The following is a 14,940-nucleotide window of genomic DNA, read 5'->3' on the forward strand; positions in this document are numbered from 1 at the left end:
GACCGCAGCGAATAGGGGATTCACAAGTTGCCGAAGATTTCATTGGATGGGGTGCCCATGACATTTACTATTCGTCGCACAGCGGGTGCATTGCTGCTTGCTTCCACCGCGCTGACTGCCATGCCGGCCCTGGCCCAGGAAGCCGCTGAGGCTGATGCCAACGAAATCGTGGTGACCGCGCAAAAGCGTTCGGAAAACCTCCAGAACGTGCCGATCTCGATCCAGGCGCTCGGCACGGCCAAGCTTGAACAGCTCAACATCTCTGACTTCAAGGGCTATGCCCAGCAACTCCCCTCGGTCTCGTTCCAGTCGGGCGGCACGCCGGGGACCAACGTGGTCTACATGCGCGGCGTCGCCTCGGGCGGGGACGGCAACCACTCGGGCTCGCTGCCCTCGGTTGGCGTCTACCTTGATGAACAGCCGGTCACCACAATCGGCGGCAACCTTGACGTCCATATCTATGACATCGCCCGGATTGAAAGCCTCTCTGGCCCGCAGGGCACGCTCTATGGCGCCTCGTCGCAGGCTGGCACGATCCGCATCATCACCAACAAGCCCAGCACGGCCGGGTTCGAAGGCTCGGTTGATGGTGAGATCAACACTGTCAAAGGCGGCAATTTCGGCGGCAAGTTCGATGGCATGATCAATGCCCCGCTGGGTGACAGCGCGGCCCTGCGCGTGGTCGGCTTCTATCAGCGGGATGCCGGTTACATCGACAACGTCGCGGGTAGCCGTTGCTTCCTGCCGCAGCCCGGCGGGTTCTGCGTCAGCAATTCGGCCTTCGTTGCCGAGAACTACAACAAGACCGAAACCTATGGTGCGCGCGCCGCGCTCAAGGTCGATCTGGACGATAGCTGGACCGTGACGCCTGCGGTCACCTACCAGCAGATGAAGAGCAAGGGCTCTTACGCTTACGATCCCAGCGTCGGCGATCTGCAGTTGCAGCGCTTTGCCCCGGAATATCTGAACGACAAGTGGGTTCAGGCCGCGCTGACGATCGAGGGCAAGCTGGGCAGCTGGGACGTAACCTATGCTGGCGCCTACCTTGACCGCAAGCGCGACAGCTCAAGCGATTACACCGACTACTCGGAAGCCTATGACTCGCTTTATGCTTCGTCGGGCGGTCTGGCCGGTTACTTCTACTTCCTCGATTCGCTGGGCCGCAACATCGACCCGCGCCAGAAGGTGATTGGCAGCGATCACTTCAAGAAGCTGAGCCAGGAACTGCGCGTTGCCTCGCCGGCAGACCAGCCGCTGCGGTTTGTCGGCGGGCTGTTCTACCAGCGCCAGTCGAACGACATTTTCCAGGACTACAAGGTTGCCAATCTTGGTCCGCAGGTGTCGGTCAATGGTTCGCCCGGCACGCTTTGGCTGACCAAGCAGGAACGCATTGATCGCGACTATGCGGCTTTCGGCGAACTGAGCTATGATCTGCTGCAGAACGTCACCCTGACCGCCGGGGTCCGGGCCTACAAGTTCGACAATACGTTGATCGGGTTCTTTGGCTTTGGGCGCAACCCGGGCGGCAACTTTAGCGACACCCCCTATAATGGCGCAGGCAGCTCGCGCACGGGTGTTGCCGGTTGCTTCACCACCACTGGAGCGCGCCTGCGCTCCGTGGCCGGCACCGCAGGCGTCAAGCTGGCTCCGGGTGTGATTGACGGAACGCCCTGCAACAACCTGGGCGTCTGGAACGGGTCTGGGGTTGATCCGGTGCGGGTCAAGGACGATGGCCTGACCTGGCGCTTCAACCTGTCGTGGAAGGCCACCAGCGACCTGATGGTCTATGCAACGGCTTCCAAGGGCTTCCGCCCGGGTGGCGTGAACCGCCGGGCCGATGTCGGCCCCTATGATGCTGACTTCCTGATCAACTATGAAATGGGCTGGAAGTCGACCCTCGCACCGGGCCTGCGCTTCAATGGCGCAGTCTATCAGCAGAACTGGAATGACTTCCAGTACTCCTACCTTGGCGCAAACAGCTTCACCGAGATCAAGAATGGCCCTGACGCCCGCATCCGCGGGATTGATGCCGACTTGAGCTACAACGGCGGCGGGCTGTTCCTGCAGGTTGCCGGGGCTTACACCGACGCGAAGACGACCAAGAACCTCTGCGCAGCGGTCGATCCGACCTTTACCTGCACCGGCGCTGGCAATTCGATCCAGTCGCCTTCGGGTACGCGCCTGCCGATCACGCCGAAGTTCAAGGCTTCGGGTACCATGCGCTACACGGCTGAAATGGGTGACAAGAAGCCCTATGGCCAGATCAACGTGGCGTACCAGGGTTCGGCCAGCGGCGATGTCCGGGCGACCCAGGCGGCCCAGCTTGGCGAGCTTCCGGCATTCACCACGGTGAACCTGGCGCTGGGGGTTGAGTGGAGCAGCTTCAATGTGGAGCTCTTTGCCGCCAACCTGCTCGACGAACGGGGCCAGTCCTCGCGCTTCGTGCAGTGCGGTCAGTGCTACCAACGCCCCTATGTCGTGCCGATCACCCCGCGCACGATCGGTCTGCGCGCCGGGACGAAGTTCTGAGTTGGAGAGGAGGCCCGGGGGCCTTCGGGCCTTCAGAAGGCTGATCTAGATGAGGGCGGCAGGGGCAACCTTGCCGCCCTTTTCTGTTGCGGCGCTTTGGCGATCAGCCTTCGTCTTCGCCGAAGCGCTCAAGCCGGAATGCGGCCTTCAGATAGTCTTCCGCTGCTGCCTTGAGCAGCGGTTCCTTGGCAAAGGCGTCTGCCGGCAGCGGGGCGATGCCCAGTGCTTCCATCAGCGTCCACAGCGCAAATTTGCGCCCAACTTCCCGCTCTACGCCAAAGGCGATCTTGAGCTTTTCCAGGGCGCGGTCATAGTCCGTTTCGGTCAGCTCCGCCGGGTCTTGCGTCCCGAAGAAGTGCAGGATCAGCGAATCAAGGTCCATCGGCTCAAAGCCAGCCCAGGACGCCAGCGCCCCATACCGCTATGCCACCTGCCAGCAGGGCGAGGATATAGCCACTCCAGCGACGCGGGCTGCTTTGGCGGCGACGGTCCCATATCAGTTCCACATCAGGCAGCGGCGGCGGTTCTGGCGCGGCGCCCTTGGCTGGGAACCGCTCCTCAAGCCGTCGGATGAGGCTGGGCAAACGCAGGAGGGTCTCGGTATCGTCGCGCAGGCGATCGGCTAGCGCGGCTTCAGGCCCCAACTCGTCGCGGATCCAGTTCTTCACAAAGGGACCGGATACATCCCACATGTTGATCCCCGGGTGGAGCGCGGTCGCCAACCCTTCGACCATGACCATGGTTTTTTGCAGCAGCAACAGGTGCGGCTGGGTCTGCATGTCAAAATCACGGGTGATCGCAAACAGCCCGTCGAGCATTTGCCCGACCGACAGTTCACTTACCGGTTTCCCGCGCATCGGTTCGCCTACGGCACGCAACGCGGTCGCGAACTCGTCCACCGAATGATAACTCGGTACATATTGCGCTTCGAAGTGAATTTCCGCCACGCGGCGATAATTGCCGGTGGTCAGGCCATAGAGGATCTCGGCCAGCCAGAACCTTGCACGGCGATCGATCCGGCCCATGATGCCAAAATCAATTGCGGCAATTGTGCCGTCCGCCTGCACAAACAGGTTCCCCTGGTGCATGTCGGCATGGAAGTAACCGTAGCTGATTGCCTGGGTAAGGAAGGCAATAACCAGGCGGTTGGCCAGTTCAGGCAGATCGACTCCGCTGGCCTTTAGGGCCGCGTGATCGCTGATTTTGATGCCGTCGATCCACTCGATCGTCATGACCCGACCATTGGTCCGGTCCCAATCGATCGCGGGGATGCGATAGCCGTCAAACGCCTTCATCGCTTCGGCCAATTCCGAGGCCGAAGCGGCCTCGCGCCGGAGGTCAAGCTCGCGCATGGTCCAGCGCTTGAGGTTGGCGATAACCAGCCGCGGCCGCAAGCGCGAGGCTTCGCCGCCCAGCGCCTCGAGATGGGCGGCGGCCCATTCGTAGGTTTCGATGTCCGCGGCGAATTTTTCGCGGATGCCCGGGCGCAGAACCTTGATCGCGACCGTGCGGCCGTCCGCAGTCACGCCCTTGTGGACCTGGGCAATCGAGGCGGCGCCAATCGGCTCCGGGTCAACGCTGGCGAACATCGCTTCAAGCGGCTTGCCAAAGCTTGCTTCGATTTCGGCCTGGATCGCAGCAAACGGAACCGGCGGCAGGCTGTCCTGCAGGCTCAACAGGTTAAAGGCGGCTTCCTCGCCAACCAAATCAGGCCGGGTGGCAAGGGTCTGGCCCAACTTGATCGCCGCGGGTCCGATGGCCTGAAAAGCGCCGGCATAGTCCGGAACGCGCGGCTGGAAGGTACCCAGCCGAGCCAGCCGGAACAGCCGCTTAACCGGTAGCGGCGTGTTGCGATCTTGCTCGATCCCGCGCAGCGCGCCGTGCTTCGCCAGGATCCGTCCCCAGCGCAGCAAGCGAAGAATATGCGTGGCCGGACGGGTCATGTCGTTGCCCGCCTCACGGCGGGAGCATCACCGGCCCGCTCCCCCGCCCGGCCACCCATAGGGTAACCTAGGTTCTGGGTGGCCGGGCGGGGGAGCGGGCCGGTGATGCGCGAGCGCACAGCTTTGCTGGTCGCGATCATCGCATAATCCACGTCAAATCTTCCAACCGCTATGAATGGCGACCAGGCCGCCCAGGATCGGCTCAACCTTGGTGCGGGTGAAGCCGGCATCGCGGATCATGCCTTCAAACTCCGGCATGGTCGGGAAGCGGCGGATCGATTCGATCAGATAGCGATAGGAATCCGCGTCACCGGCTATCGCCTGCCCGATCTTCGGCACCAGCCTGTGCGAGTAAAAATCGTAGACTTCCTTGAATCCCGGCCATTCGGTGGTCGAGAATTCGAGGCAGTAGAACCGACCGCCATGCTTCAGCACGCGGTGCGCCTCAGCCAGGGCCTTGTCGATCCGGGTCACGTTCCGGATCCCGAAGGCGATGGTATAGGCATCGAAGAAGCGACTGGGAAAGCTCAGTTCCTCGGCGTTCTGGCGTGACCAGACCAGGCTGTCGAGCCCGCGTTCCATTGCCCGTTCGATGCCGACATCCAGCATGTCCTGGTTGATATCGGAGACCGTAATTTGTGCGCCCTGCGCGGCCATCCGGAAGGCGATGTCCCCGGTACCACCGGCCATATCCAGGATCTGCTCGCCCGGGCGGGGTTTGACCCGGCGGACGAACTTGTCCTTCCACAGCCGATGCATGCCAACCGACATGGCATCGTTCATCACGTCGTACTTTTTGGCGACGCTTGAAAACACCGCGCCAACGCGCTCGGTCTTCTCCTCGGGAGAGACCTCTTCGTAGCCGAAGGAAACCTGTTCGCTCATGGGGCTGGCCCTTAGGGTAGTTTCGGCGCGGCGGAAAGCTTGTTAGCAGCGAATCGATGCCTGAATTACCCGAAGTCGAAACCACTGTACGCGGACTGGCGCGCTATCTTGATGGCGCGCGGCTGATCCGCGTCGCGCCGCGCCGTGCCGATCTGCGCCGCCCATTTCCCGCCGACCTGGTCCAGACGCTGACTGGTGCCACCGTAACGGGCCTTGGTCGCCGCGCGAAGTATGGCCTGATCCATACCGACCGCGGGCGGTCGATGGTCTTCCACCTTGGCATGTCGGGGCGCTGGCGGATCGATCCCGAAGATATCGGCACCCACGATCATCTGGTGCTCGAAACGCATTCTGGCCATGTGCTGTCGCTTAACGATCCGCGCCGGTTTGGTTCGGTGGACCTCGTCGATGAGGCTGCGCTGGCGGATTGGCCCGCCTTTGCCGCCATGGGCCCGGAACCGCTCGGCGATGCCCTGACGCCGGCGCACCTGAAGGCGGCACTGGCCAGCCGGAGCGCGGCGATCAAGCTGATGCTGCTTGATCAACGGATCGTGGCCGGGCTGGGCAACATCTATGTCTGTGAAGCGCTGTTCCGGGCCGGGATCGATCCCCGCAGGCCGGGCGGCCAGGTTTCGGGCCCGGCGCTGGCCCGCCTGGTCCCGGCGATCAAGGCAGTGATTGCCGAGGCGATCGAGGCCGGAGGATCAACCTTGCGTGACTATGCGCAGCCGGATGGACAGCTGGGCTATTTCTCCAAACAGTTCGATGTTTATGATCGGACCGGCGAGGCGTGCAGCCGCTGCAGCGCCCCGGTTCAGCGATTTGCGCAGGGCGGGCGTAGCACATGGCATTGCGCGAAGTGCCAGAAGTAGCGCGTTCTGGTTGACGATTCGGCTTTGCCCAGTTAAGGGCCGCGCTTTCCGCGGGCATGACTCGATCAGCGCCCGCGATTTTGTAAGAAATTCTAACCAGAATCGGGCTGCGCCTGGCAGCCGCAAGAAGGACTGACATGGCCAATACGCCGCAAGCCAAGAAGCGCATCCGTCGCAACGAGAAGCGCGCAGAAATCAACGGCAACCGTCTGGGCCGTATCCGGACCTTCGTGAAGAAGGTCGAGGCCGCCCTGGCTGGTGGTGACAAGACTGCTGCTGCCGAAGCGCTCAAGGCCGCTCAGCCGGAATTGCAGCGTGGTGTGGCTCGCGGCGTGCTTCACAAGAACACGGCGTCGCGCAAGTTTGCGCGCCTGACCAAGCGAGTCGCCTCGCTCTGATTCGGCCTCACCGATTCGCGGATCGGTGGCACGAAATGGGAACAACCCGGCAAAAGGGCCGGCGGTTAAACCGCCGGCCCTTTTGCTTTCTGGTGACCCGAAATATGCGGCGCTGCAGCAAGTCACCGGATTCCTGCGATTCGCACCGGGCCTTCAGAAAATATTCCGAGTTAACAGATGTTTAAAAATTGCCTTCGGGAATTCCCTGACCATGTCAGAGTCAAGGCCATTTATTTCAGTTTTTTGAAAAAGGGTGCCTTGCCCTGCCCGCTCAGCGGGGCATAACACGATCCAAGCCCGGCGCAGATTCTGCAACGGGCCTTCACACAGATTGAAAGTTCCGAACTGGTTTTTGGGGGCCGGTTTTGGGCGGGTCCTGTCCTCTGGTGGGGGAACGGGGCTGGGAAGCGTATATTCGGGGGCCGTAGGGGTGTCGGGACCAAACATTGGTAATTCACGCGGTAGTACCGCGCCGGGCGGAGCTGACGCAGAGCGCATGATGGAAGAACAAGAAGCGCTCGATCTTGCGGCTGACTGGGCAGATATCAGCCGCGGCCTGCGCAAGGATCTTGGCAATCAGCTTTACAGCCAGTGGATCAAGCCGATCCAGTTGGGCTCGCTGTGCAAGCAAACCGGTACGCTGGATCTCTTCTTGCCGAATGAATTCTCTGCCAATTGGGTGTCCGATCGTTTTGCCGACCGGCTTTCGCTGGCATGGAAGATCGCGCGTCCCGATATCCGCAATGTCCGGATCTCGGTCATGCCGGGCCGCCGCGCGATGCCTGGCCTGCGGCTTGGTCGTGACGAAGGCCGCCGTGCGGCCAATGATGGGGCGCCGTTGTCGCAGCCGGGCGATGCACTGGGCATGGGGGCTGCAGAACTTGGTGCGTTGGGCCAAGGGCCGGTCGGTCTTGACCCTTCGCTGACTTTCGCCAGCTTCGTAACTGGTTCGGCCAATATCCTTGCCAGCAACGCGGCGCAGCGCATGGCCGCCACTGAAACCCCACAGTTCGCACCGCTCTATCTCAAGGCTGCAACCGGTCAGGGCAAGACGCACCTGTTGCACGCGATTGGCCACGCCTATCTGGCGAACCATCAGCGGGCGCGGATCTTCTACTGCTCGGCCGAGCGGTTCATGGTCGAATTCGTCCAGGCGCTGCGGCAGAACCAGACGATCGAATTCAAGGCCCGTCTGCGCGGCTTTGACCTGCTGCTGGTCGATGACATCCAGTTCATCATCGGCAAGGCCTCGGCCCAGGAAGAGCTGCTTTACACGATCGATGCCCTGCTGGCCGAAGGCAAGCGGCTGGTCTTCGCGGCTGACCGCGCCCCGCAGGCGCTTGATGGGGTCGAACAGCGCCTGCTCTCGCGCCTGTCGATGGGCCTGGTCGCCGATATCCAGCCGGCTGACATTGAACTGCGCCGTTCGATCCTTGAGCACCGTCTGCAGCGCTTCTCGCCCAGCCACGTGCCGGGTGACGTGGTTGAATTCCTGGCGCGCACAATCAACCGCAACGTTCGCGAACTGGTCGGCGGGCTCAACAAGCTGATTGCCTATGCCCAGCTGACCGGTCAGGCCGTGTCGCTGCAGCTGGCCGAAGAACAGCTGACCGATATCCTTTCGGCCAACCGCCGCCGGATCACGATTGACGAGATCCAGCGCACCGTCTGCCAGTTCTACCGGGTCGACCGGACTGAAATGGCCAGCAAGCGCCGCGCCCGTGCCGTGGTCCGTCCGCGCCAGGTGGCGATGTATCTTGCCAAGGTGCTGACCCCGCGTTCGTATCCGGAAATCGGCCGCAAGTTTGGCGGGCGCGATCACTCGACCGTGATCCACGCCGTGCGGCTGATCGAGGACCTGCGTGCCCGCGATGCCGATATGGACGGCGACGTGCGCAGCTTGCTCCGTCAGTTGGAAAGCTGAGCGCTTTTCTGCCGTTGCTTAGTCGCTAATTCCCACCCCTTGCGCAGGACTGCGCAAGGCGGTGAACTGTGGGGAAGCGCAAGGCTAATCGGATAGAAGGATGCTTAACGCCCCGGCCATGCGCGGAGCAAGTGCATCCTCGCTGCAGATATCGACCAGTGCAAGGCCATCGATCACGGCAATAACCGCGGCTGAAATGGCCTCGCGGTCAGCTCCGGCAGGCAGCTCCAGTCGGGCATCGACCCACGCTCGGAAGCCCGCCATGATTTGGGCAACGATCCCCGGGAACGGGGGTTCGCCCCGAGCGGCGGCAGCAACGACTTCAACCCATAGCCGCATGAACCGACGCATGTCCGGGCCGGTCGTAAAGGCCGCGGCGCTGCGCACAAGTTCAGCCGGGCGGAGTGCGGAACCATCCGGGATCGCTTCGGCCAGCCGCGTGGAAAGCTCACCGGCGACCCGCGCCATAACCGCAGCCAGCACCTCGGCCTTGTCGGCAAAGTAGTAGAGCAGCATCCGGTCACTGACACCCGCCGCGGCCGCGAGTTGGCGCAGGCTCGTACGGGCGAGGCCATGCTCCAGCAAGTGGCCGGCGAGCTGCTCGATCACCGCCTGGCGTTGGGTGTCCCTGATGTTCATGTGCAGTCTTGTAGCAACTGTTACATTGAGATACCATGTAGCAAGTGCTACAAGGAGTCGCTGAATATGGCCCTGTTTCGTCTATTCCTCGCCACCTGCCTGGTTGCGATTCTCGCCTACACTTCGATTACCATCGCACATCACGGTTTGAACCTGTTGCCCGTATTCTTTGGTGACATGGCCGAAATGGCCTGGCCCGGTCAGTTCAATCTGGATTTCATGTGCTTCTTGGCGCTCTCGGCACTGTGGGTTGCCTGGCGGCACCAGTTCAGCACGGGCGGGCTGGGCCTTGCCGTGCTGGCCTTCTTCGGCGGGATGCTTTTCCTCTCACTCTATCTGCTGGTGCAATCTCGCCGTGCGGGTGGCGATATCAAGGTGCTCCTGCTGGGTGAGGGGCGCGCAGCATGACTGCCAGCCCCAGTGAAATCGCCCGCGCTTTCCTCAAAGCCATGGAGCCGCTGGATTACGATCGGGCAACGGCCTTTGTGGCGCCTGATTGCAGCTATACCAACCCGCCACCGATCGGCACGGTGGTTGGCCCTGCGGGCATCCGCGCCGTGCTTGAGCCGTTCTTTGCACCGACATTGGAGAACGAGTTCCGGATCCTGCGCGAGGCAGCGAGCGGCCCCGTGGTCATCCTTGAACGACTCGATCGGCATCGGCTGGCTGACAAGTGGGTCGAACTGCCGGTTACCGGGGTGTTTGAGGTGCACGGCGGGCTGATCACCTATTGGCGCGACTATTTCGATGCGACGACGATCCTGTCAGAATGGCCTTGAGGGAGGTGCCGGTGATGGCTGCACTGCGCACAGACGATAGCCGCTTTGCCGGTCTTCGCGATTTCGATTTTTCTCCGCACTACGTGGAAGATCTCCCAGGCTACGCTGGCCTGCGGGTCCATTACCTCGACGAAGGCCCCGCCGATGCCACGGAGACGTTCCTTTGCCTGCATGGGCAGCCCACGTGGTCTTATCTCTACCGCAAGATGATCCCGGTCTTTGTGGCGGCAGGCCATCGGGTCATTGCCCCTGACCTGCTTGGCTTCGGTCGGTCTGATAAGCCGGCGGATGATCAGGCCTACACCTTCCATTTTCACCGCAGCATGTTGATGGCCCTGATTGAACGGTTGGGCCTTCAGCGGATCACCCTGGTCTGTCAGGACTGGGGCGGAATTCTGGGCCTTACCATTCCGCCGGCAATGCCCGAACGCTTCGCGCGGCTGCTGGTGATGAATACTGCAATCCCATGTGGCGAGCCGGTCAGCGAAGGTTTCAACCGCTGGCGGGCTTTCAACCGGAGCCAACCCGATCTCGATATCGCCGCGCTCATGCAGCGGTCACAGCCCGATATGCTGGCTGACGAGGCCGCCGCCTATGCTGCGCCTTTTCCCGATAGCCGCTTCAAGGCGGGGGTGCGCCGCTTCCCCGAACTCGTCATGACCGACCCGGGAATGGAGGGCATCGCCGAGGCGAAACGTGCGCTGGAATTCTGGCGGGATGAATGGTCCGGACCGACCTTCATGGCGATCGGCATGACCGACCCGGTGTTGGGACCCGACGTTATGGCGCGGCTGCAAGGGATCATCCGGGGCTGCCCTGCTCCGCTCGAAGTTCCTGAAGGTGGCCATTTCGTTCAGGAGAAGGGCGAGGGAATTGCCCGGGCCGCACTAGTGGCCTTCGGGCTTTAGGCGCTTAGGCCCCCGTCGACGACCAACTCACTGCCAGTGGTAAAGGCAGCGCGGTCGCTTGCCAGGAAAACAACGGCATCGGCCACGTTCTGCGCCTCGCCCAGATGGCCGAGCGGGTGCATGGCTGAAACGTTGGCCAGCGTTTCGTTGTTGTCCGTGCCCTGCGCCACCGCGAAATCGTCGATCAGCTTGCGCCCCATGTCGGTATCGATCACCCCGGGGTGGACCGAGTTGACGCGAATTCGCGCTGCCGCCAGTTCCTTGGCGCAGCCCTTGGTGAACAAGCGCACCGCGCCCTTGGTGCTGTTATAGCAGGTGCCGCCCGCAGCACCTTCAATCCCCGCCACAGATGACAGGTTCACGATCGCGGTACCACCGCGCCACAGGTGCGCGCGTTCGGCCAGCAGCGGGATCGCCGCGCGGGTGCCAAGAAATACGCCTTCGACATTGACCGCGTGGAGCCGCCGCCAGTCATCCAGCGTGGTTTCCAGGATCGGCTTGAAGAGCCACAGACCGGCATTGTTGACCAGCACGTCCAGCCCGCCCAGTTCGGCACGGACCCACTCCATAGTCGCGGCCCAGTCAGCTTCGCTGGTCACGTCCTGGGCCCTTGCCACCCCGCCAATCTCTGCAGCCAGGTCTTCCGGAGCGGTCAGATCGGTAACGGCGACTTTCGCCCCGGCTGCCGCAAGCGCGCGCGCCGTAGCCTGACCCAGACCGCGCATGGCACCGGTGACCAGGACAATCCGCCCATCCATATCAGCCATGGCTCAAGCCTCCGCTGTCTGGCGGGCGAGTTCGTCGCGCAACTCGCGGCGCAGGAACTTGCCATTGGCGTTGCGCGGCAGGGCTTGGTCCTTGAACCAGACGTAACGCGGTACCTTGTGCTTGGCCATCACCGTCCCGCAATGCGCGCGCAGCGCTTCAGCATCCAGCACCTCACCGGGCTTGAGCACCACGGCCACGCCCACTTCCTCGCCCAGCCGCTCATCCGGCACGCCGAACACGCAGCATTCGGCTACAGCCGGGTGGCGGTAGATCCCGGCCTCGACCTCGGTGCAGAACACGTTCTCGCCGCCGCGCAGGACCATGTCCTTCTTGCGGTCGACAATGTAGATGAAGCCGTCCTCATCGATCCGGGCGACGTCACCGGTGTGAAGCCAGCCATCGGTGAACGAGGCTTCATTGGCATCGGGACGGTTAAGGTATCCCTTGATCACCGACGAGCCCTTGACCCACAGTTCACCTACTTCGCCCTGCGGCACGGCATTGCCATCGTCATCGACGCACTTCACGTCGAAGTTGGGCATCGACGGGCCGGCGCTGTCCGGCCGGTCGACAAAGAAATCGCCGCCAACCGAAGTGATGATTCCGCAGGTCTCGGTCATGCCATAGCCGGTTGATGGCCGCGCCGACGGGATCTTTTGGTCAATCGTGCCGACCTGGTCCGGCGGGACCTGGGCGCCGCCGCCTGACATGTTGAGCAGGCTGGAGGTATCGTACTTGTCAAAATCAGGGTGATTGATCAGCTCGCGCGCCATCACCGGCACGCCGGACAGCCCGTTGCAACGCTCCGCCTCGATCAACTTCAGTGCCTCGCCCGCTTCCCAGCGATACATCAGCACGATCTTGCCGCCCTGGGCGGTTGCGGCATAGGCCGCGCAGTTGTTGGCGGTGACGTGGAACAGCGGGGTGGTAACCAGAGTCGCCGGAACTGGCGGCTCCGCCGGAATCGCCGCGCCGCCACCGCGCTCGGTCGCCATGCCGCTGGAAGCGCCGGCATAAAGCAGGTTCATCAGGTTGGATACACAGCCACGGTGCGTCAGCTGCGCGCCCTTGGGGTGGCCGGTCGTGCCGCTGGTGTAGAAGATGCAGGCATCGCTATCCGGATCAACGGTGACGTCGGGCATGGCACCGGGATGGGCAATGACATCAGCCCAGGGGATCGTGCCGGTATTGCCATTGGCCCGGACCGCCACAGTCGGGACCTTTGCCGCGGCTGCGGTGCAATCGGCCAATCGGGCCAGCCGCTCGGCATCGGCGAAGATCACCTTGGGGCTTGAATCGGCGAGGGCATAGTCCAGCTCTTCGGGTGTCCACCAGGCGTTGGTCCCAACCGCTGCCACACCCAGGCACAGGCAAGCCCAGTAGATCAGCATCCATTCGGGATAATTGCGCATGGCGATGGCGACCCGGTCACCTGGGCGCACGCCCTGTTCCCACAGCCAGGCTGTCACGGCGCGAACCTGATCGTGGGCCTGCGCGTAGGTCAGCCGTTCGCCCTGATACACAAGGTAGTCACGCGGACCGAAGGCGGCGGTAGACAGCCAGAATTCGCGGGCCGAGGGCGGCGCGTTCTTGTAAACCTTCATCTGCTGGCCCAGCACAACGGACTCAACAATTTCGAACGGCCCGCCTGGTCCGGTCAGCTCTTGGCGCACCTGGTGCAACTGTGCGTAATGCATGCCTCGTCCCGTTATTGTCTTAATTGATCGATCAAGTGCCGCATCGCCGGGGGCGGGGCAAGAGACTTCCTTTGCCCGGCAGCCGAAACGACTTTAAGGCACGCCAGATGAGCCTTGCCCCGGAACGCCTTGACCGTTTTGCCCGCCACATCGTGTTGCCCGAACTCGGCGGGGCGGGTCAGGTCGCGCTCAGTCAGGCGCACGTGATACTGATCGGCTGCGGCGGGATCGGCTCGCCTGCCCTGCAGTATCTGGCCGGAGCCGGCGTTGGCCAGCTGACGCTGATCGATAGCGATGAGGTCGATCTGACCAACCTGCAGCGCCAGACGATCTTTACCGAGGGTGACGTGGGTCGGGCAAAAGCCGCTGCGGCAGCGGACTGGGTTGGCCGTTTCGATGGCGCTATCACCGTGCGCGCAATGTCAGCGCGGTTGGGGAGCGCAAACGCTGATCAGCTCCTTGCAGGGGCAAATCTGGTGCTTGATGGCTGTGACAACTTTGCGACGCGGCTGGCCGTGTCCGATGCCTGTGTGCAGCTGGGCATTCCGTTGACCAGCGCGGCGCTGGGCCGCTTTCAGGGCCAGGTCGCCAACTTCGCCGGGCACCTCGAAGGGCAGAGCTGCTATCGCTGCTTCGTGGGCGATGCCTTCGATGCCGAAGATTGCGATACCTGCGCGGCTGATGGCGTGCTGGGGGCGATGGCGGGGTGGGTCGGCACCTTTGCCGCAATGCACGCGGTGCGGGTGCTGGTGCAAGGTCAGGCAGCACTCGGCGATCCGCAATGGGGCAAGTTGCACTTGCTTGATGGGTTCACGCCCGAGCTGCGGACCATGCGGATCGTCAAGGATCCGGAATGCCGGGCCTGCTCAGCCGCCTAGAACTTCGGCAACCCAATCGGGTACCACTTCGGTTGCCGGGCCCAGGCGGGTTTCGTGAAACCAGTTTGATCCCTGCGACCGTTCTAGGTTGAGCTCCAGCGTCTGGAGGCCAAGCTCGCGCGCGGTGCGAACCAGCCCCGCCGCGGGGTAGACCGCGCCCGAAGTGCCGATCGAAACAAACAGGTCCGCCTCGCGCAGCGCGGCATGGATTTCGCCCATGCGATAAGGCATCTCGCCGAACCACACGACATCCGGGCGCAGGGTACGCGCCTGGCAGACCGGGCAGCACGGGCGATCTATCAGCGTCCCGCGCCAGTGCGAGCGGATATCGCAAGAGGTGCACCAGGCCTTCAAATGCTCGCCATGCATGTGCAGCACCCGCCGCGCGCCGCCGCGCTCATGCAGGTCGTCGACGTTCTGTGTCACGATCAGCAGGTTGCCGTTCCACTGCGCATCCAGCTCTGCCAGCGCGCGGTGGGCTGCGTTGGGCACCTTCTCCTGAATTGCCGCGCGCCGCATGTCATAGAACCGCAGCACCAGATCCGGATCGCGGGAAAAGGCCTCGGGTGTGGCGACATCCTCGACCCGGTGCTGCTCCCACAGCCCGCCGGCCGAACGAAAGGTGTCGATGCCGCTTTCGGCACTGATCCCCGCGCCAGTCAGGATCACGATGTTGCGGATTTGGCTCATGTCGCTCATGAAGCACGCCACGAATGGGGA

General features: G+C 62.9%; 15 protein-coding genes. 8 read left to right on the forward strand and 7 right to left on the reverse strand.

Features of this window, described 5'->3' with window-relative positions:
- Positions 1 to 57 precede the first annotated feature (57 nt).
- The gene (locus RQP55_RS03760) at positions 58 to 2,529 is read left to right on the forward strand and encodes a TonB-dependent receptor (protein WP_315608847.1); all 2,472 of its coding nucleotides are present in this window, start codon (positions 58 to 60) and stop codon (positions 2,527 to 2,529) included.
- A gap of 103 nt (positions 2,530 to 2,632) precedes the next feature.
- Here RQP55_RS03760 and RQP55_RS03765 read toward each other — a convergent pair whose 3' ends face one another.
- The 3 genes from RQP55_RS03765 to RQP55_RS03775 form a co-directional block, all read right to left on the reverse strand.
- Positions 2,633 to 2,911, reverse strand: coding sequence for a hypothetical protein (locus RQP55_RS03765; protein WP_315608848.1), 279 nt, complete (start codon positions 2,909 to 2,911; stop codon positions 2,633 to 2,635).
- 4 nt (positions 2,912 to 2,915) lie between these two features.
- Complete coding sequence (ubiB, locus tag RQP55_RS03770) at positions 2,916 to 4,472, reverse strand: 2-polyprenylphenol 6-hydroxylase (RefSeq protein WP_315608849.1); 1,557 nt, start codon at positions 4,470 to 4,472, stop codon at positions 2,916 to 2,918.
- Positions 4,473 to 4,625: 153 nt separating this feature from the next.
- Positions 4,626 to 5,357 (reverse strand): class I SAM-dependent methyltransferase, encoded by a 732-nt coding sequence (locus tag RQP55_RS03775; protein ID WP_315608850.1) that lies wholly within the window; start codon positions 5,355 to 5,357, stop codon positions 4,626 to 4,628.
- Positions 5,358 to 5,413: 56 nt separating this feature from the next.
- Between RQP55_RS03775 and mutM the strand changes: the two genes are divergently transcribed.
- The 3 genes from mutM (at position 5,414) to dnaA (ending at position 8,551) form a co-directional block, all read left to right on the forward strand.
- Positions 5,414 to 6,229: a bifunctional DNA-formamidopyrimidine glycosylase/DNA-(apurinic or apyrimidinic site) lyase gene (mutM, locus tag RQP55_RS03780; RefSeq protein WP_315608851.1), complete on the forward strand. Its 816-nt coding sequence runs from the start codon at positions 5,414 to 5,416 to the stop codon at positions 6,227 to 6,229.
- Positions 6,230 to 6,366: 137 nt separating this feature from the next.
- Complete coding sequence (gene rpsT, locus RQP55_RS03785; protein WP_315608852.1) at positions 6,367 to 6,627, forward strand: 30S ribosomal protein S20; 261 nt, start codon at positions 6,367 to 6,369, stop codon at positions 6,625 to 6,627.
- Between the two features lie 496 nt (positions 6,628 to 7,123).
- Positions 7,124 to 8,551, forward strand: coding sequence for a chromosomal replication initiator protein DnaA (gene dnaA, locus RQP55_RS03790; protein ID WP_315608853.1), 1,428 nt, complete (start codon positions 7,124 to 7,126; stop codon positions 8,549 to 8,551).
- 84 nt (positions 8,552 to 8,635) lie between these two features.
- On the opposite strand, the gene RQP55_RS03795 is transcribed toward dnaA, so the two are convergent.
- Entirely contained in the window at positions 8,636 to 9,190 is a 555-nt protein-coding gene (locus tag RQP55_RS03795) for a TetR/AcrR family transcriptional regulator (RefSeq protein ID WP_315608854.1), read from the reverse strand.
- A 66-nt stretch (positions 9,191 to 9,256) separates the two neighbouring features.
- On the opposite strand from RQP55_RS03795, the gene RQP55_RS03800 reads away from it, so the two are divergent.
- The 3 genes from RQP55_RS03800 to RQP55_RS03810 are packed head-to-tail and all read left to right on the forward strand — an operon-like array spanning position 9,257 to position 10,877.
- Positions 9,257 to 9,598: a hypothetical protein gene (locus RQP55_RS03800; protein ID WP_315608855.1), complete on the forward strand. Its 342-nt coding sequence runs from the start codon at positions 9,257 to 9,259 to the stop codon at positions 9,596 to 9,598.
- Complete coding sequence (locus tag RQP55_RS03805; protein WP_315608856.1) at positions 9,595 to 9,969, forward strand: limonene-1,2-epoxide hydrolase family protein; 375 nt, start codon at positions 9,595 to 9,597, stop codon at positions 9,967 to 9,969. Before RQP55_RS03800 ends, RQP55_RS03805 begins: the two co-directional genes overlap by 4 nt.
- Positions 9,970 to 9,983: 14 nt before the next feature.
- Positions 9,984 to 10,877: a haloalkane dehalogenase gene (locus RQP55_RS03810; RefSeq protein WP_315608857.1), complete on the forward strand. Its 894-nt coding sequence runs from the start codon at positions 9,984 to 9,986 to the stop codon at positions 10,875 to 10,877.
- Here the strand turns inward: RQP55_RS03810 and RQP55_RS03815 are convergent.
- Positions 10,874 to 11,644, reverse strand: a complete 771-nt coding sequence (locus tag RQP55_RS03815) for a glucose 1-dehydrogenase (protein ID WP_315608858.1) — start codon at positions 11,642 to 11,644, stop codon at positions 10,874 to 10,876. The two genes, RQP55_RS03810 and RQP55_RS03815, sit on opposite strands and share 4 nt — an antisense overlap.
- A 3-nt stretch (positions 11,645 to 11,647) precedes the next feature.
- Entirely contained in the window at positions 11,648 to 13,342 is a 1,695-nt protein-coding gene (locus tag RQP55_RS03820; RefSeq protein ID WP_315608859.1) for a class I adenylate-forming enzyme family protein, read from the reverse strand.
- A 107-nt stretch (positions 13,343 to 13,449) separates the two neighbouring features.
- On the opposite strand from RQP55_RS03820, the gene RQP55_RS03825 reads away from it, so the two are divergent.
- Complete coding sequence (locus RQP55_RS03825; RefSeq protein WP_315608860.1) at positions 13,450 to 14,220, forward strand: HesA/MoeB/ThiF family protein; 771 nt, start codon at positions 13,450 to 13,452, stop codon at positions 14,218 to 14,220.
- On the opposite strand, the gene RQP55_RS03830 is transcribed toward RQP55_RS03825, so the two are convergent.
- The gene (locus RQP55_RS03830) at positions 14,209 to 14,910 is read right to left on the reverse strand and encodes an NAD-dependent deacylase (RefSeq protein WP_315608861.1); all 702 of its coding nucleotides are present in this window, start codon (positions 14,908 to 14,910) and stop codon (positions 14,209 to 14,211) included. The two genes, RQP55_RS03825 and RQP55_RS03830, sit on opposite strands and share 12 nt — an antisense overlap.
- Between the last annotated feature and the right edge of the window lie 30 nt (positions 14,911 to 14,940).

Source organism: Novosphingobium sp. APW14 (assembly GCF_032337075.1).
Lineage (GTDB): Bacteria > Pseudomonadota > Alphaproteobacteria > Sphingomonadales > Sphingomonadaceae > Novosphingobium.